The organism is Paenibacillus sp. GCM10023250, from assembly GCF_042653205.1.
Classification (GTDB): Bacteria; Bacillota; Bacilli; order Paenibacillales; family Paenibacillaceae; genus Paenibacillus_Z.
In genome coordinates, this window is sequence record NZ_JBHSHY010000044.1 from 1 (window position 1) to 16,148 (window position 16,148).

16 protein-coding genes, 6 tRNA genes and 1 rRNA gene are annotated in these 16,148 nt (G+C 59.6%); all 23 read left to right on the forward strand.

The annotated features are described in order from the left end of the window. A 23S ribosomal RNA gene (locus ACFPB1_RS23095) occupies positions 1 to 129 on the forward strand; the annotation flags it as partial. Between the two features lie 191 nt (positions 130 to 320). Next, a tRNA-Met gene (locus ACFPB1_RS23100) sits at positions 321 to 397 on the forward strand. An 8-nt stretch (positions 398 to 405) separates the two neighbouring features. After that, a tRNA-Val gene (locus tag ACFPB1_RS23105) sits at positions 406 to 481 on the forward strand. 13 nt (positions 482 to 494) lie between these two features. Then, positions 495 to 571 (forward strand) — tRNA-Asp (locus ACFPB1_RS23110). A gap of 76 nt (positions 572 to 647) precedes the next feature. Beyond that, positions 648 to 723, forward strand: a tRNA-Phe gene (locus ACFPB1_RS23115). Between the two features lie 37 nt (positions 724 to 760). After that, positions 761 to 845: transfer RNA gene (locus ACFPB1_RS23120), tRNA-Tyr, on the forward strand. A 15-nt stretch (positions 846 to 860) separates the two neighbouring features. After that, positions 861 to 933 (forward strand) — tRNA-Lys (locus ACFPB1_RS23125). Between the two features lie 133 nt (positions 934 to 1,066). Further along, positions 1,067 to 2,008 carry an MraY family glycosyltransferase gene (locus ACFPB1_RS23130; protein WP_379228502.1) on the forward strand — a complete coding sequence of 314 codons (942 nt, stop codon included), beginning with the start codon at positions 1,067 to 1,069 and terminating at the stop codon, positions 2,006 to 2,008. 260 nt (positions 2,009 to 2,268) lie between these two features. After that, positions 2,269 to 3,234: a PucR family transcriptional regulator gene (locus ACFPB1_RS23135; RefSeq protein ID WP_379228503.1), complete on the forward strand. Its 966-nt coding sequence runs from the start codon at positions 2,269 to 2,271 to the stop codon at positions 3,232 to 3,234. Positions 3,235 to 3,325: 91 nt separating this feature from the next. After that, complete coding sequence (locus tag ACFPB1_RS23140) at positions 3,326 to 4,447, forward strand: ABC transporter ATP-binding protein (protein ID WP_379228504.1); 1,122 nt, start codon at positions 3,326 to 3,328, stop codon at positions 4,445 to 4,447. A 208-nt stretch (positions 4,448 to 4,655) separates the two neighbouring features. After that, a complete protein-coding gene (gene hprK, locus ACFPB1_RS23145; RefSeq protein WP_379228505.1) occupies positions 4,656 to 5,594 on the forward strand; it encodes an HPr(Ser) kinase/phosphatase in 939 nt (312 codons plus the stop codon). Positions 5,595 to 5,655: 61 nt separating this feature from the next. Beyond that, the gene (gene lgt, locus ACFPB1_RS23150; protein WP_379228506.1) at positions 5,656 to 6,690 is read left to right on the forward strand and encodes a prolipoprotein diacylglyceryl transferase; all 1,035 of its coding nucleotides are present in this window, start codon (positions 5,656 to 5,658) and stop codon (positions 6,688 to 6,690) included. A 10-nt stretch (positions 6,691 to 6,700) separates the two neighbouring features. Beyond that, a complete protein-coding gene (gene ppaX / locus ACFPB1_RS23155) occupies positions 6,701 to 7,357 on the forward strand; it encodes a pyrophosphatase PpaX (protein WP_379228507.1) in 657 nt (218 codons plus the stop codon). A 6-nt stretch (positions 7,358 to 7,363) separates the two neighbouring features. After that, positions 7,364 to 7,855 (forward strand): acyltransferase, encoded by a 492-nt coding sequence (locus ACFPB1_RS23160; RefSeq protein ID WP_379228508.1) that lies wholly within the window; start codon positions 7,364 to 7,366, stop codon positions 7,853 to 7,855. Positions 7,856 to 7,893: 38 nt separating this feature from the next. Further along, the gene (locus ACFPB1_RS23165) at positions 7,894 to 8,214 is read left to right on the forward strand and encodes a hypothetical protein (protein WP_379228509.1); all 321 of its coding nucleotides are present in this window, start codon (positions 7,894 to 7,896) and stop codon (positions 8,212 to 8,214) included. Positions 8,215 to 8,324: 110 nt separating this feature from the next. Continuing rightward, positions 8,325 to 9,557, forward strand: a complete 1,233-nt coding sequence (locus ACFPB1_RS23170; RefSeq protein ID WP_379228510.1) for an ATP phosphoribosyltransferase regulatory subunit — start codon at positions 8,325 to 8,327, stop codon at positions 9,555 to 9,557. A 5-nt stretch (positions 9,558 to 9,562) separates the two neighbouring features. Then, entirely contained in the window at positions 9,563 to 10,228 is a 666-nt protein-coding gene (gene hisG, locus ACFPB1_RS23175; protein ID WP_379228511.1) for an ATP phosphoribosyltransferase, read from the forward strand. Between the two features lie 161 nt (positions 10,229 to 10,389). Further along, on the forward strand, positions 10,390 to 11,685 hold the full coding sequence (gene hisD, locus ACFPB1_RS23180; RefSeq protein ID WP_379228512.1) for a histidinol dehydrogenase: 1,296 nt from the start codon (positions 10,390 to 10,392) through the stop codon (positions 11,683 to 11,685). A gap of 161 nt (positions 11,686 to 11,846) precedes the next feature. Beyond that, positions 11,847 to 12,446, forward strand: coding sequence for an imidazoleglycerol-phosphate dehydratase HisB (hisB, locus tag ACFPB1_RS23185; protein ID WP_379228513.1), 600 nt, complete (start codon positions 11,847 to 11,849; stop codon positions 12,444 to 12,446). Then, on the forward strand, positions 12,447 to 13,067 hold the full coding sequence (hisH, locus tag ACFPB1_RS23190; RefSeq protein WP_379228514.1) for an imidazole glycerol phosphate synthase subunit HisH: 621 nt from the start codon (positions 12,447 to 12,449) through the stop codon (positions 13,065 to 13,067). 278 nt (positions 13,068 to 13,345) lie between these two features. Next, on the forward strand, positions 13,346 to 14,104 hold the full coding sequence (hisF, locus tag ACFPB1_RS23195) for an imidazole glycerol phosphate synthase subunit HisF (RefSeq protein WP_379228515.1): 759 nt from the start codon (positions 13,346 to 13,348) through the stop codon (positions 14,102 to 14,104). After that, entirely contained in the window at positions 14,101 to 14,790 is a 690-nt protein-coding gene (gene hisIE, locus ACFPB1_RS23200) for a bifunctional phosphoribosyl-AMP cyclohydrolase/phosphoribosyl-ATP diphosphatase HisIE (RefSeq protein WP_379228516.1), read from the forward strand. Before hisF ends, hisIE begins: the two co-directional genes overlap by 4 nt. 358 nt (positions 14,791 to 15,148) lie before the next feature. After that, positions 15,149 to 16,099 (forward strand): ribose-phosphate diphosphokinase, encoded by a 951-nt coding sequence (locus ACFPB1_RS23205; protein WP_379228539.1) that lies wholly within the window; start codon positions 15,149 to 15,151, stop codon positions 16,097 to 16,099. The last annotated feature ends 49 nt before the right edge of the window (positions 16,100 to 16,148 follow it).

The following is a 16,148-nucleotide window of genomic DNA, read 5'->3' on the forward strand; positions in this document are numbered from 1 at the left end:
GAAGCCCCCCTCAAGATGAGATTTCCCAATTAGTAAGACCCCTTGAAGACGACGAGGTTGATAGGTTCGAGGTGGAAGCGTGGCAACGCGTGGAGCTGACGAATACTAATCGGTCGAGGGCTTATCCAATCTACATCGCATCAGCTAAGCAAGACCTTCGCAAGGGTTCGTATCCAGTTTTCAGGGTGCAAATTCGTTTTGACTGTCGACCAGTGCGACATGTTAACAACCGATTTGTAAAGACGTTTGACGACGTCTCGACCTGAACTACATAACTGCCTCGGTTATGTATGGACAAGCAGTTCGCGAGGCAACAATGTGGCGGCGTAGCTCAGCTGGCTAGAGCATTCGGTTCATACCCGGAGGGTCGGGGGTTCGAGTCCCTCCGCCGCTACCATATCCCAAGGAGGCTTAGCTCAGCTGGGAGAGCATCTGCCTTACAAGCAGAGGGTCGGGGGTTCGATCCCCTCAGCCTCCACCATTCATAAAAATGCGGAGCCGTGGTGTAGAGGCCTAACATGCCTGCCTGTCACGCAGGAGACCGCGGGTTCGAATCCCGTCGGCTCCGCCATTTCACTCAAAATCGTGTGTTGTCTTCACGCAGCTGAGCGATCGGCCGAAGCTCGACATCACATTTTGCACTTCTTGGCTCGGTAGCTCAGTTGGTAGAGCAGAGGACTGAAAATCCTCGTGTCGGCGGTTCGATTCCGTCCCGAGCCACCATCTCTTTTTCTGGGCAATTGCGCCTGATGTAAGTCGTGGAGGGCTAGCAAAGTGGCCAAACGCGGGAGACTGTAAATCTCTTCCTTCCAGGTTCGGTGGTTCGAATCCATCGCCCTCCACCATTCCCTTAACAGCAAGAGCCATTAGCTCAGTTGGTAGAGCACCTGACTTTTAATCAGGGTGTCGTAGGTTCGAGTCCTACATGGCTCACTTCGACGCCTTTACGAACCTGCGGGTCATTGACCTGCAGGTTTTTTTGTTGTTTTCCGCACGGATTAATCATTCGGCTGCGGGTAAACTGAACTCGAAGACGTACTGCATCGCGTCAGGGGGTTCAAATTAAATGACATTCGCCTATGCGGCATTATTATGTTTTGCGATCGTGGCCACGCTCGTTCCGGTGCTTCGCCGGCTTGCGATCCGACACGGGTTCGTCGACCGTCCAAATGCTCGGAAAATTCACAAGACACCGGTTCCGCTTATGGGCGGCGCCGCGCTATACGTCGGCATCGTCACGACGCTGTTGGTTATTCAAGGCGTTACGCCGCTCAGCCTGACGATTGCCATCGGAGGTTTCGCGCTTGTCCTGACTGGCCTGCTGGATGACGCGGCAAAGGCGAAAGGAAGGGACTTTCCCGTTTGGCCGCGCGTGATCGTCTATTTGGTCGTGGCGGCCGTGCCGTTGTGGTTCGGGATTCGGATTGAAGGCTTGTCGAGTCCGCATGGCATGATCATTTTCCCGCATTGGCTGGGCGTCATCGGGTCGATCATCTGGGTATTCGCCTTAATCAACATGATTAACTTCATTGATGGCGTCGACGGTCTCGCTTCCGGGGTGGCGACGCTCTCCTCGCTGACCCTCTTCGTGGCCGCCCTGATCAAACATCAGTTCCCGACCGCGCTGCTTGCGGTGATCTTGGTTGCCGCTTGCATCGCCTTCTTAATGTACAACTTTTACCCGGCGCGGATATTTATGGGCGATGCCGGCGCTACGTTCCTCGGTTATTCCTTGGCCGTCACGGCGGTGGACGGGGCATTCAAGAGCGCCACGCTCGTGACGGTGGCGGTGCCGCTGCTTGCGCTCGGGGTGCCGATATTGGACACGGCCGTCGTCATGCTCCGGAGGCTTCTTTCCGGCAAAGGTCTTCACCGCGCGGACAAGCTGCACACGCATCACGTCCTCATGCGCTGGGGATTAACGCAAATTCAAACCGTTTCCTTCATTTATTTGATCGCCGCCCTGTTTTCGCTGCTGTCGCTCCTGCTGCTGCTGGCGCTAAGCTGAAAAATCCGTCGATTTATGGTATACTGGTGCATAAAAAAGCGCGATTCGCGCCGATGGATAGGGGCAAACCGATGAGTGATGCAAAATGGATCACGCAATTGCAAGCTGTTCTGGATTGCCCGGTCCGAGAGCATCAGCTCCCGATTCATGACTGGCGATTGTTGAGCAGCGAGCAGAGCCATTCCTCGAATGGCCGATTGCAAAAGTCAAAAACGAATGCGGTTACAATTGGCGATTATGTCGAAGGTTCGGAAGGCGCGATGTGGTTTGCGCTATCGCATGAGACGGAGCTACTGCATATTCTCGAAGTGCATCGGCGCGACCTGAGCGAGACGGAGCTGCGCCTGATCGGGTGGACGTTGAACCAGATGCTGACGGATCGTTCCAAGACGTTCGACGGCATGTCGGAATCCGAACGTTACGCCAGAGAGCTCGGCGGGTGGATCGACGAGCAGCTGGACGCCGGTGATCCGAAACTGCTGCTGCCAGACCGGTTTGTGTCGCGGGGGCGATTGTTCTCGTCCATGATTCCGTTCCTGTTGGTCAGCGAGCAGCCGGAACCGGGGGGATCCCACTTCGGCGAATTGGAAAAGCTGCTGCGGACGTTCCTGGCGGAAGAGGTGTTGATCATTCCGCTAAAGGAGCAGGAGTGGCTGATCCTCGGACCGGCTTCCCTTATTCATGATGCTCAGTCGGGCGAGCGTGACGAAGAGGAAGACGAATCCCTCGAAGAAAGCTTAAGCTCGATCGCATCGGGCCTGCACGAAATGCTGTCGAGCGAATGGATGGGCGGCGAATGCCATCTGGCGGTGTCCCATCCGATCTCTCCGGCAAATTCCATCGTTGGGACGACGGCGCTGCTGCGGGAAACCGTTCATCTCGGCCGTGCTTTCCATCTCGGGTCGAACATTCACTTGCCGTGGATGCTTCATCTGGAACGGCTGCTCAATACGATTCCCGAGGCGCACCGCATTAAATTCGTGGAGCAGGCGCTCAAACGGACGGACGCATTCTTGGATCCGGAAATTTTGACGACGCTGGAAACGTTCTTCGCCTTGGATTGCAATGTCAGCGAAACCGCGAAGAAGCTCTACATTCATCGGAATACGCTGCTGTACCGGTTGGACAAGCTGAAGCAGGAGACGGAGCTGGACGTCCGGCAATTCCGGGATGCCGTGCTCGTCAAAATTATTTTGCTATTGTATAAAGTGACGAAAAGGGCGTAGTTTTTTTGTAAGGTATGTGCATAGTCATATGGACAGCACTGATATAAACTAAGTGTAGTGAAAGACAACTAATCGTTAGGGGGAAGCACAAATGGCTGGTGTACGCTTAGAACACGTTTACAAAAAATATGCGGGTAGTGACCTCGCTTCGGTTAAAGACTTCAACCTCGACATCAAAGACAAGGAATTCCTGGTTCTGGTCGGTCCGTCCGGTTGCGGCAAGTCCACGACGCTTCGTATGATCGCTGGTCTTGAAGAAATCTCCGAAGGTAAACTGTTCATCGGCGAACGTCTCGTGAACGACGTTGCTCCGAAAGACCGCGACATCGCGATGGTATTCCAATCGTACGCCCTGTACCCTCACATGAACGTTTACCAAAACATGGCTTTTGGTCTGAAACTGCGTAAATTCAAAAAAGCGGAGATCGACAAGCGCGTTCGCGAAGCCGCTAAAATTCTCGATATCGAACACCTGCTCGACCGTAAGCCGAAAGCACTCTCCGGCGGTCAGCGTCAACGTGTCGCCCTCGGCCGTGCTATCGTCCGTGAGCCGCAAGTCTTCCTGATGGACGAACCGCTCTCCAACTTGGACGCGAAACTTCGTGGTCAGATGCGTGCGGAAATCTCCAAACTGGCTAAACGTCTGGAAACGACCGTTATCTACGTAACACATGACCAGATCGAAGCCATGACGATGGGCGATCGGATCGTCGTTATGAAAGACGGCATCATCCAACAAGCCGCTTCTCCGGAAGAGCTGTACAACCACCCGGTTAACATCTTCGTAGCAGGCTTCATCGGAGCCCCTGCGATGAACTTCATCACGGGTACCTTGGCGGAAGCCGGCGGTTCCGTTCGCTTCAAAGCGACGGGCATCGACGTCCTCGTTCCGGACGGCAAAGCGCAGCTGCTGCGCGAAAGAGGCCTGATCGGCAAAGAAATCATCCTGGGCATTCGTCCGGAAGACCTGCATGAAGAGCCGGTATTCCACGAGGCTTCCCCGCAAACGATCGTGAACGCTCACGTCGAGGTTGCCGAGAACCTTGGTCACGAAATGTACCTGTACCTGAACGGCATTGGCAAAGATACGGTTATCGCGCGTATCGACGGCCGTTCCGGCGTGAAAGAAGGCACGAACGTGAAGCTCGCGCTCGATATGAACAAAGTTCATATCTTCGACAAAGAGAGCGAACTGAACGTATTCGAAGCTTAATTAACGGAATTTATCCTTACGAACAGTCGTCCGATTTTATCGGACGGCTGTTTTTTGCATTGCGGGCGTCGACAGAGCAAGGACCTGCCTGTCTTCCCGCTTGCTTAGCGTTGATTTCAGTTCTTATTTCCTATAGGATGAATACATCTGGAATTTTAACATCACCAATCAACGCGTAGCCGGCTGCGGGTTTTGAGGAGGCCAATCGATGGGCAAGAAAGTGAAAGTATCGGATCTGGTGAGCCAATTTCAGCTCGAAATTTTAGGTGGCGAAGACGGTCTGAAACGCAGCATCTCCCTGGACGATCTGTCGCGACCGGGACTTGAAATGGCGGGCTATTTCGATTACTACCCGAGAGAACGGGTGCAAATTCTCGGGAAAACGGAAATTACGTTCATGGACACGCTGTCCAAGCAAGAGCGGATCGACCGGATCGAGCGGCTGTTCGATGACGAGACGCCTTGCTTCATTATTACGCGGGGCTTGGACGCGCCGTCCGAGCTGATCGAACAGGCAAACGAGCGGCAGATTCCGGTGCTGCGCAGCAACACGGCCACGACGATCTTCCTAAGCCGCATCACGAACTTCCTCGAGCGCAAGCTGGCACCGTCTGCGACGATTCACGGCGTCCTCGTGGACGTGTACGGGGTCGGCATGCTGATTACGGGCGGCAGCGGCATCGGCAAGAGCGAAACAGCGCTCGAATTGGTGAAGCGTGGCCATCGGCTCGTCGCCGACGATGCGGTGGAAATTCGCCAAACGTCCGACAACCAGCTGCACGGGACCGCTCCCGAGCTCATCCGGCATTTGCTCGAGATTCGCGGGCTGGGCATCATCAACGTCATGACGCTGTTCGGCGCGGGCGCCGTTCGCAATAATAAGCGGATCAGCGTCGTCATCAAGCTGGAAAACTGGCAGGCCGACAAGCAGTATGACCGTCTCGGCCTCGACGAAGAGACGACGCGGATCATCGATACGGACGTGCCGATCGTGACGGTGCCGGTCCGGCCCGGACGAAACCTGGCGGTCATCATCGAAGTGGCGGCGATGAACTTCAGGCTGAAGCGGATGGGCTATAACGCGGCGCTGCAGTTCACGAACAAGCTGACGGAGACGATCGCGGAGGACTCGGACGACTTCGATTGATTGCCGGCAAAGGATAGACCCGGATCATCAAAACCGATATTAGTGAAGGAGCCAAGGACGCATGTTTGGATTACGTTTAGATCCGATCGCATTCTCGCTGGGCCCGATCAGCGTACATTGGTATGGCATCATTTTGGGAGCCGCGGCGCTCGTCGGCTTGCTGCTGGCGGTGCGGGAAGGCAGGCGCTTCGGATTATCGCCTGACTTTTTCATGGATTTGCTGTTGTTCGGGGTACCGTCGGCCATTATCGGCGCGCGCATTTATTTCGTGGCCTTCCAATGGGACGAGTACAAGAACAACTTGGCGGATGTCTTTAAAATTTGGAACGGCGGAATCGCGATCTACGGCGCGCTCATCGGCGCGTTCGTCTGCGGTATTATCTATTTCCGGCAGAAAGGGTATAGTTTCTGGCGGATCGCCGATATTTGCGCGCCTTCGCTCATCGCGGGCCAAATGATCGGCCGCTGGGGCAATTTCGTCAATCAGGAAGCATACGGCGGTCCCGTCGACGAGGGCTTCCTGCGCAATACGCTTCACCTGCCGGGCTGGATCGTGAACCAAATGAACGTTGAAGGCACGTTCCATCACCCGACCTTCCTGTACGAGTCGCTCTGGAACCTGGTCGGTCTCGTCATCCTGCTCGTGATTCGCCGCCGTCCGTTTCTGCGCGCGGGGGAAGCGCTCTTCTTCTACTTCATCTGGTATTCCGTCGGCCGTTTCTTCGTCGAAGGACTGCGGACGGACAGCCTGGCGTTCCATGGGGCGGATTGGGCGGCTTCCGTCCTGAACGCGCTCTGGTCGCCGATGAAGGCGGTGTTCTCGGCGCAAGGGTACCTGGACCCGGCTTACGGCAACATCCGGATCTCGCAGCTGCTGGCGGTGCTGCTCGTCGTCGCCTCCGTCGTGATGATCATCGTCCGGCGCCGCACGGGAGCCGCTTCCGAACACTACAACGATCCGATCATTAACTTCAAAACCAGCCTTCCCGCCGGAGCGGAAAACAAGAAAAACACGGACGCTTCAAACGGCAATACGCCTGTTCAACATGACGAAGGCATGACGGGCGCAGCGGACGAATCGCCGGCAAAGGAGTAATCCGGAAGGCATGACAAACACGATCAAAGCGGTACTGTTCGACTTGGACGGCACGATCTTGGATACGAACGAGCTGATCATTCAGTCCTTCCTCTATGCCTTGAAGGGCATCGTTCCGCCCGACTTCACGCGGGAGCATATCATTCCGAGCATGGGGCAGCCGCTGTCCGCGCAGCTCCGGCTGTTCTCGGGACGTGAGCAGGTCGACGACCTGGTGTCGGCGTACCGCGAAGTGAATCTCAGGCTGCATGACGAATACGTGAAGGCTTTTCCCAACGTCAACGAAGTATTCCGGAAGCTGCGCGAGGCCGGGATCAAGCTCGGGATCGTCACGACGAAGATCCGGCTCACGACCGAGCGCGGGCTGCGGTACGTCGGATTGGACGACTACGTGGAACCGGGCGCGATCGTGACGATCGAGGATGTGTCGCGTCCGAAGCCGGATCCGGAGCCCGTGCGGCGCGCGCTGGAGATCATCGGCACGAGGCCCGAAGAGACGCTGATGGTCGGCGACAGCGTCGTCGATATTCAGGCCGCGGAAGCGGCCGGCGTCGCGTCAGTCGGCGTGGCCTGGTCGCTGAAGGGCGAATGGGTGCTGCGGGAATCCGGTGCCCGGTACGTTATAAGTGATATGCGCGATCTATACGCCTTGGTCGGATTGGAGTAGTCGCCGGTGAGAAACGTAGAGCGTTATCCCGTGGAAGGGCCGAACGCGCTCTGGCAAGTATACCGGACGGTGAGCCGCTGGAAGGCGGTGCGCAATTTCGTCTTCATTCAGGCGGCGCGCTACTGTCCCTCCTTGCCGGTCAAAAATTGGATCTATCGGCACGTGCTCGGGATACAGGTAGGGCGTCATGCCGCATTTGCGCTGATGGTCATGGTGGACGTCTTTTTTCCGGAGAAAATCACGGTTGGAGACAACTCCATAATCGGCTACAACACCACGATTCTTACGCATGAATATTTGATTCGGGAATACAGGCTCGGTCCCGTCTGCATCGGGGCGAACGTCATGATCGGCGCGAACACGACGATTTTGCCCGGCGTGACGATCGGCGACGGCGCGGTGGTCGCGGCCGGCTCCGTGGTGCATAAGGACGTTCCGCCCGGCGCCTTCGTCGGCGGCAACCCCATCCAAGACATCCAGAGAAGGCGCGAGAACTGACGTGAACACGAAACGCAAAGCGTCTTTGACGGCGCTGCTTGCCGTACGGGCTGCTTGCTGACGGGCGGCGGCTACCGCACGCCGGCGGCATCGAGGACAAGCCGGTCGCTCTCATCGATCTGATGACAGAAGGAACTCGCATCACCAAACCGGGAAGCGTCGCTTCCCGGTTTTTGCTGGAAATCGGCGCGTTCGGCCCGGCGCCTCTGTTGATCGTACCGTTGAAGCTGCTCGTGAACGCGGGAGGACTAACACGACTGGCGATTGCTGTGCTCGTCTGGCACCCCGCGCGCGACGGCCAATTGAGATGGCAGACACCCCACACCGCGCTTCGAACGATCCGCTACGGCAAAAGCTGACGTATTGACGGAACATTCGGGGCGTGGTATTATTACGACTAATCCTTTATTTTGGCAGTATGGTAATATGGTAACACGTTAATAAACTAAAGTGTTGTGGGTGAAATGAGATGTCCAAACCGAAGGTGTTCGAGAAACCGATCGGCGTCAAGGATTATTTGCCGCACGCGGTGACGAAGCTGAGGCAAATCGAAAATCAAGTATTGGCCTGCATGCGTTCCTGGGGGTATGAGCAAATCGTGACCCCGACGATGGAATATTACGATACGGTCGGCGTGGCGAGCTCGACGTCCGATCAGAAGCTGTTCAAGCTGCTGAATAACCGCGGCACGACGCTGGTGCTGCGTTCCGACATGACGGCGCCGATCGCGCGCGTCGTCTCTTCCGTGCTGAAGGACGTCCAATTCCCGATCCGGCTGTCGTACCATTCGTCGGTCTACCGCGCGATCGAAGAAGAAGCGGGACGCGACGCGGAATTCTTCCAAACCGGCGTGGAGCTGGTCGGCGACGCCTCGCCGGACGCGGACGCGGAAGTGGTCGCGCTGGCCATCGCGTCGCTGAAGGCGGCGGGTGTGAACCGGTTCAAGATCGCGATCGGCCATGTCGGTTTCTTGAACGGGCTGTTCGAGGAAGCACTCCCCGGCTGCCGCGACGCGCAGGAGGAGCTGAAGGCGTATCTGCTCGGCCGCGATTACGTCGGCTACCGGGAGCGGCTGCGCTCGCTGACGATCTCGGGCGAGATGCTCGCGGAGCTCGAAGGCATCCTTCGCCTGCGCGGCGGGCAGGAGATCTGCAATCAGGCTATGGCGCTGCGGCTGGACGAAACGGCGCTGTCCTCCATCCGCCATCTGTGCGAAATGTGGGACGTGCTCGAGGCGTACGGCGTCTGCGAGCATGTGCTGATCGATCTGACGATGATCGGCGATTTCCAGTACTACACGGGCATGACGTTCGAAGCGTACGCCGCCGATCTGGGCTTCCCGGTGGCGAGCGGCGGCCGTTACGACAATCTGCTGAAGCAGTTCGGGCGTCCGGCGCCGGCGACGGGCTTCGCGCTCAAGACGACGCGCATCCTCGAGCTGATCGGCGACGCCGGCGACGATGCGGGACCGGAACGCGTGCTGATCGGCTACGACTCGGCCGGTCGCGCGTCCGCGCTGGAGAAGGCGCGCGAACTGCGCGAAGCCGGCGGCGCGTCTGTCGCCGTCCTGACGGAGCGGATGGATGCCGCTTCGCGCGCGGCCTTGCGCGAAGCGGCTTCGGCGGGCGAGCCAGTACTGTACAAGGGCGCCGCGTTCACGAAGCTGCTGACGTACTTCGGCAGCGAACGGGAAGGGGAGTAGGGGGCATGAATCCAAACGAATCGAAAACCGCCGGCCGCGAGCTGCTGAAGGTCGCGATGCCGAAAGGCCGCATCTATAAGGTTGCCTCGCAGCTGTTCCGCGATGCCGGCGTGCCGATCCCGAGCGACTTCGACGATACGCGCAAGCTCATTATCGAACTGCCGGATGCGGGCATGTCCTTCATCATGGCGAAGCCGGTGGACGTACCGACGTACGTGGAATACGGCGTCGCCGATATCGGAATCGTGGGCAAGGACGTGCTGATGGAGGAGAACAAGGACGTCTATGAGCTGCTGGACCTCGGCATCGCGAAATGCCGCATGTCGGTCATCGGGCTGCCGGATTGGAAGCCGGTGATCCATCCCCGCGTGGCGACGAAATACCCGAGCGTGGCGTCGCAGTATTTCCGCGAGCAGGGGCAGCAGGTCGAGGTCATCAAGCTGAACGGCTCCATCGAGCTGGCCCCGCTGATCGGGCTGGCCGACCGGATCGTCGACATGGTCGAGACCGGGCAGACGCTCCGCGAGAATGGCCTCGTGGAGATGGAGACGATCTTCGGCATCACGAGCCGGCTGATCGCGAACCGCGTCAGCTACCGGATGAAGAACGAGGCGATTCAAAGCCTGTGCGATAAGCTGCAGCAGACGATCGCGGCGAACGCGATTCTATAACAAGCAAGGGGCCGATGGGTGCCGTTCGGGGCAGTTAGGCGCAGAACGTTGGACGACGTACATGGCGCGCCGGGAGTATTCAAGCATCACGGAGTGCCGAACGCGTACGTCCCGAAGCTGCCTTGGGCCATCGATCACGAGCATGAAAGGAGCGGAGCGGCATGCGAAAGCTGCGTGCGGAGCAATTTGGGTTAGAGCGCAAGGTGGAGTACGGCTCCCCTGAGCAAAACGAAACGGTCGCCCGGATCGTCGAGGACGTCCGGACGGAAGGCGACGCGGCGCTGCTGCGCTATACGGAGCAGCTGGACCGGGTAACGCTGGACGCGGGGGCGCTGCGCGTCGCGGACGAGGAGATTCAAGCCGCGTACGCGCGCGTGGACGCGGACTTCCTGACGGCTATCCGGCAGGCGGCGGCGAACATTCGGGCGTTTCACGAGAAGCAGCTGCGGCAGTCCTGGGTCGACATCCAGCCGGACGGGACGATGCTCGGCCAGCTGCTGCGTCCACTGAAGCGCGTCGGCGTCTACGTGCCGGGCGGCAAGGCGGCGTATCCGTCGTCCGTGCTGATGAACGTGATTCCGGCGCAAGTGGCGGGCGTGCCCGAGATCGTCATGGTCACGCCGCCGGCGACCGGCGGGCAGGCGGGCATCGACCCGTACATCCTGGTCGCCGCGGCGGAAGCGGGCGTCAAGGAGATGTACCGCGTGGGCGGCGCGCAAGCCGTCGCCGCGCTGGCGTACGGCACGGCCACGATTCCGCCGGTGGACAAAATCTGCGGTCCCGGCAATATCTATGTCGCGCTGGCGAAGCGCGCCGTGTTCGGCGTCGTGGCCATCGACAGCATCGCGGGTCCGAGCGAGATCGTCGTGCTCGCCGACGAGACGGCGGATCCCGCGTACGTCGCGGCTGATCTGCTGTCCCAGGCGGAGCATGACGAGATGGCGTCGGCGATTCTCGTGACGACGTCCGAGACGCTCGGCGAAGCCGTGGCAGCCGAGGTCGAGCGGCAGCTGGCGACGCTGCCCCGCGAGGGGACGGCCCGCCGCTCCATCGAGGGCTACGGCGCGATCCTGCTGGCCGCGTCGATGGACGAGGCGGTCGCGGCCGTGAACCGGATGGCGCCGGAGCATCTGGAAATCATGACGGCCGAACCGATGACGCTGCTGGGCCGGATCGAGAACGCGGGCGCGATCTTCGTCGGCCCGTACAGCTCGGAGCCGGTCGGCGATTATTTCGCCGGCCCGAACCACATCCTGCCGACCAACGGCACGGCGCGGTTCTCGTCTCCGGTGAACGTGGACGATTTCGTGAAAAAATCGAGCCTCATCTCCTACAGCCGGGAGGCGCTGCTGGCAAACGGCGATCAAATCATGACGCTGGCCCGGCACGAAGGCCTCGAGGCGCACGCGAGAGCGATCGAGATCCGGCTGGAGCGGGAACGCCGGGACGAGCGGTAGGATAGCGCGCTCCTAAACGCCGAAAGGGGTGGCAACAGCTTACGGCAAGGCAGGGGGGCCGGCAAGGTCAGGCAAGCGCAGGCACGTTGACACCCGCAAGGCGGAGGCGCCGTGATAACCTTTACGATCAGATTCGACGGAAAAGAAGGATGGATGCGATTATGGCGGAACAAGCAATTCGCGCGGCCGACGTGGCGCGCAAGACGAACGAAACGGATATTACGCTCGCGTTTGCGCTTGACGGGACGGGCGTTTCGAAGATCGAGACGGACGTGCCGTTCTTGAACCACATGCTGGACCTGTTCACCAAGCACGGCCAGTTCGATCTGACGGTCGAGGCGCGCGGCGACGTGGACATCGATGACCATCACACGGTCGAGGATATCGGCATCTGCCTCGGGCAGACGATCCGCGAAGCGCTTGGCGACAAGCGCGGCATCAAGCGTTACGCGTCGGTGTTCGTGCCGATGGATGAGGCGCTGGCGCAGGTCGTGCTCGATCTCAGCAACCGGCCGCATTTCGAGTACCGGGCGCAGTATCCTTCCCAGCAGGTCGGCAGCTTCTCGACGGAGCTCGTGCACGAATTCCTGTGGAAGCTGGCGCTGGAAGCGCGCATGACGCTGCACGTGATCGTGCATTACGGCCATAACACGCATCATATGATCGAAGCGGTGTTCAAGGCGCTCGGCCGCGCGCTTGACGAAGCGTCGGGCATCGACCCGCGCGTGCAAGGAGTGCCCTCGACGAAGGGTGTCCTGTAAATGATCGCCATCATCGATTACGGCATGGGCAATCTGCACAGCGTGAGTAAAGCGGTGGAACGGCTCGGCTATGAGACGGTCGTCACCGCGGACGCGAAAACGATCTTGGACGCGGACGGCGCGATTTTGCCGGGCGTCGGCGCCTTCGGGGACGCGATGGAAAATCTGCGGAACACCGGGCTCGACGAAACGGTGCGGGCATTCGCGGCGTCCGGCAAGCCGCTGCTCGGCATTTGCCTCGGCATGCAGCTGCTCTTCAGCGAAAGCGAGGAGTACGGCCCGCACGAGGGGTTGAACCTGCTGCCGGGCACGGTCGTACGGTTCCGGGGCGACTTCAAGGTACCGCACATGGGCTGGAACAAACTGGTCTTTCGCCAAGAGAGCCCGCTGTTCGCGGGGCTGGAGCCGGGGCATGTGTACTTCGTGCACTCCTTCCGCGCGAAGCCGGAGCGCGACGGCGACCTGCTGGCGACGACGGATTATTACGGTCCGGTGACGGCGATCGTCGGCCGCGGCAACGTGTACGGCATGCAGTTCCATCCGGAGAAGAGCGGCGATCTCGGCATGAGCTTGCTTCGCAATTTCCTGGCGCAGACCGGCGCGCGCGAAGCGGTCCGCTGATCGCGTACGGGCCGCGAAGCGGGGAACGCGCGGCGAACGGTTCACCGCGCAGGCGCTTAATGCGGCTAAGGATTCACGTCATGAATCAAGCATGGCGATGCGGTTAAAGATTACCGTCGTCAATCGCGCCGGAAACGAAGCGAGTTTTGCTTATCTTGCCGATTACCGGCAAGGCTTCACCCACAAAACTAAGCTGATGCTTCCGAAGCGAGTTTTGCTTATCTTGCCGATTACCGGCAAGGCTTTGCTTACAAAACTTTTAGAATGGAGCGTCCTCCATGTTAGCGAAACGGATTATTCCCTGCCTCGACGTGAAGGACGGGCGCGTCGTCAAAGGCGTGAACTTCGTGAACCTCCGCGATGCCGGCGATCCCGTCGAATTGGCGGCGATTTACGATAAGGAAGGCGCGGACGAGCTGGTGTTTCTCGATATATCCGCTTCGGTCGATGGCCGGGCGACGATGGTCGAGGTCGTCAAACGGACGGCCGGCGAAATCACGATCCCGTTTACGGTCGGCGGGGGGATCGCCCACGTCGACGATATGAAGCGGCTGCTGCGGGCCGGCGCCGACAAGATCGGCATCAACACGGCGGCCGTGAAGAATCCTTCGCTCGTCCGGGACGGGGCGAAGAAGTTCGGTTCGCAGTGCGTCGTGGTCGCGATCGACGCCAAGTTCAACCCCGAGTGGGGCGAGTGGGAAGTGTACACGCACGGCGGCCGGACCGCGACCGGCATCAGGGCGCTCGCCTGGGCCAAGGAGGTCGAGACGCTCGGCGCCGGCGAGATCCTGCTGACGAGCATGGACGCCGACGGCACGAAGGACGGCTTCGACCTGAAGCTGACCCGCGCGGTGTCGGACGCGCTCGGCATTCCCGTCATCGCGTCCGGCGGTGCGGGCCGGGTGGAGCATTTTTACGACGTGTTCGAGCAGGGGCGCGCGGACGCGGGCCTGGCGGCGACGATTTTTCACTACAAAGAAATGACGATCCGCGACGTGAAGGACGACTTGCGGTTGAAAGGGGTCGAGATACGATGAGCACGGGCAAGACGATTGAGGCGGTTGCCGCGCAAATCAAATGGGACGAGGCGGGCCTGGTGCCGGCGATCGTGCAGGACGCGAACAGCAAAGAAGTGCTGATGCTGGCGTACATGAACCGGGAATCGCTGGCGCTGTCCGCGGAGACGGGCACGACGTGGTTCTGGAGCCGCTCGCGCGGCGAGCTGTGGAACAAGGGCGCGACGAGCGGCCATACGCAGCGCATCGTGGCGATGCATTACGACTGTGACGGCGACACGCTGCTCGTCCGGGTAGACCAGACCGGTCCGGCATGCCACACCGGCGCGTACAGCTGCTTCACCGGCGAAGTGGCGGGCATCCGGGGCGCGGAGGACGGCGCAGGCGCCTTCGAGCAATCCGGCGACCGGTTCGCGATGCTGAACCAGCTGGAAGCGACGATCGCCGAGCGTTACGCCGAGCGTCCCGAGGGCGCGTACACGACGTACCTGTTCGAGAAGGGCGTCGATAAGATCTTGAAGAAGGTCGGCGAGGAAACGGCGGAAGTCATCATCGCGGCCAAGAACCAAGATAACGACGAGCTTCGCTGCGAGACGAGTGATCTGCTGTTCCACCTCATGGTGCTGCTGCGCGAGCGCGGCTTGTCGCTGGACGAAGTCATGCGCGAGCTCGGGCATCGCCATCATACGAAGAAGGCGTCCTCCTGATTCATCCGGGGAGGCGCGAGCCGTAACCGAGCCGCGGACAGTGCGCTCGGTTCTGTCGCGTTCGGGGGCGCGAAATTGCGTCAAGTTCGTGAACAAGCCCCGCGAGACGCCGCAAACCGCCGGGATCGTGCCGGCGGCGCCGGGCATGCGCGGCCGAAGGCTGGCCAAGGGCGAAAAGGGCGGTTCATTTCCAAAGATCGTTTTTTGAAATATGGCGAATTCCATGTATAATGAAAGTTGTCGAAATAAGCGGTGTTTTCGAATGCCGGCAAGTCGGTCGTTCCGTTTCATCTCCCGCCGTTCGCGGAGGGAACAAAGTCTTACATTCAGTGGTCTAATCGCTCAGGAGGGTATTATGTTGTTTAGCGACAAGCTGCGTATTTTCTCGGGTTCCTCGAATCCCCAGTTGGCTGAAAAAATTTGCGGAGAGCTCGGGCTGCCCCTCGGCAAAATCAAGGTGTCCCGGTTCAAAAGCGGCGAGATTTATGTTCACTACGAGGAAACGATCCGGAACTGCGACGTCTTCCTGGTCCAATCGTTTTCGCATCCCATCAACGATCACTTCGTCGAATTGCTCGTCATGATCGATGCGGCGAAGCGCGCTTCCGCCCGTACGGTAAACATTATCATGCCTTATTACGGCTATGCGCGGCAAGAGCGCAAAGCGGCTCCACGCGAACCGATTTCGGCCAAGATGGTCGCGGACGTCCTGACGACCGTAGGCGCAACACGCGTCATTACGATCGATCTTCACGCCCCGGCGATTCAAGGGTTCTTTAACATTCCGGTGGATCACCTGACGGGTCTCGACCTGCTCAGTGACTACCTGAAATCGAAGAACATCCTCAACCCGGTCGTCGTGTCGCCGGATGCCGGACGCGCGTCGACCGCCGAGAAGCTGGCCAACTACTTGGATGCGCCGTTTGCCATCATGATCAAGAAGCGCCCGGCCCACAACGAGTCCATCATCACGCACGTCATCGGCGACGTTCAAGGCCAGACGCCGATCATCATCGAGGACATGATCGATACGGGCACGACGATCGTTAACGTCGTGGAAGGCTTGAAGGAACGCGGCGCCGAGGACGTCTACGTCTGCGCGACGCATCCGCTCTTCTCCGGTCCCGCCCTGCAGCGATTGGATCATCCCAATATTAAAGAAGTCGTCGTCACGGACACGATCGCGCTCCCGGACAACCGTTCCGACCGGTTCACGGTGCTCTCGGTCGCGCCGATTTTGGCGGAAACGACGCGGATCATCATCGAGGGCGGCTCCATCAGCACGCTCTTCAAGAACGCGGGCATCTAACCCGGCGGACGCCGGGAAGAGGCCCCATACGGCCGCCATCGGCGGCCAA

Excerpts from the sequence above, each read along its gene's own strand:
- ACFPB1_RS23130 (WP_379228502.1), top strand. The coding sequence starts at position 1,067 with ATGACATTCGCCTATGCGGCATTATTATGTTTTGCGATCGTGGCCACG.
- ACFPB1_RS23135 (WP_379228503.1), top strand. The coding sequence starts at position 2,269 with ATGTGGTTTGCGCTATCGCATGAGACGGAGCTACTGCATATTCTCGAA.
- ACFPB1_RS23140 (WP_379228504.1), top strand. The coding sequence starts at position 3,326 with ATGGCTGGTGTACGCTTAGAACACGTTTACAAAAAATATGCGGGTAGT.
- hprK (WP_379228505.1), top strand. The coding sequence starts at position 4,656 with ATGGGCAAGAAAGTGAAAGTATCGGATCTGGTGAGCCAATTTCAGCTC.
- lgt (WP_379228506.1), top strand. The coding sequence starts at position 5,656 with ATGTTTGGATTACGTTTAGATCCGATCGCATTCTCGCTGGGCCCGATC.
- ppaX (WP_379228507.1), top strand. The coding sequence starts at position 6,701 with ATGACAAACACGATCAAAGCGGTACTGTTCGACTTGGACGGCACGATC.
- ACFPB1_RS23170 (WP_379228510.1), top strand. The coding sequence starts at position 8,325 with ATGTCCAAACCGAAGGTGTTCGAGAAACCGATCGGCGTCAAGGATTAT.
- hisG (WP_379228511.1), top strand. The coding sequence starts at position 9,563 with ATGAATCCAAACGAATCGAAAACCGCCGGCCGCGAGCTGCTGAAGGTC.
- hisD (WP_379228512.1), top strand. The coding sequence starts at position 10,390 with ATGCGAAAGCTGCGTGCGGAGCAATTTGGGTTAGAGCGCAAGGTGGAG.
- hisB (WP_379228513.1), top strand. The coding sequence starts at position 11,847 with ATGGCGGAACAAGCAATTCGCGCGGCCGACGTGGCGCGCAAGACGAAC.
- hisH (WP_379228514.1), top strand. The coding sequence starts at position 12,447 with ATGATCGCCATCATCGATTACGGCATGGGCAATCTGCACAGCGTGAGT.
- hisF (WP_379228515.1), top strand. The coding sequence starts at position 13,346 with ATGTTAGCGAAACGGATTATTCCCTGCCTCGACGTGAAGGACGGGCGC.
- hisIE (WP_379228516.1), top strand. The coding sequence starts at position 14,101 with ATGAGCACGGGCAAGACGATTGAGGCGGTTGCCGCGCAAATCAAATGG.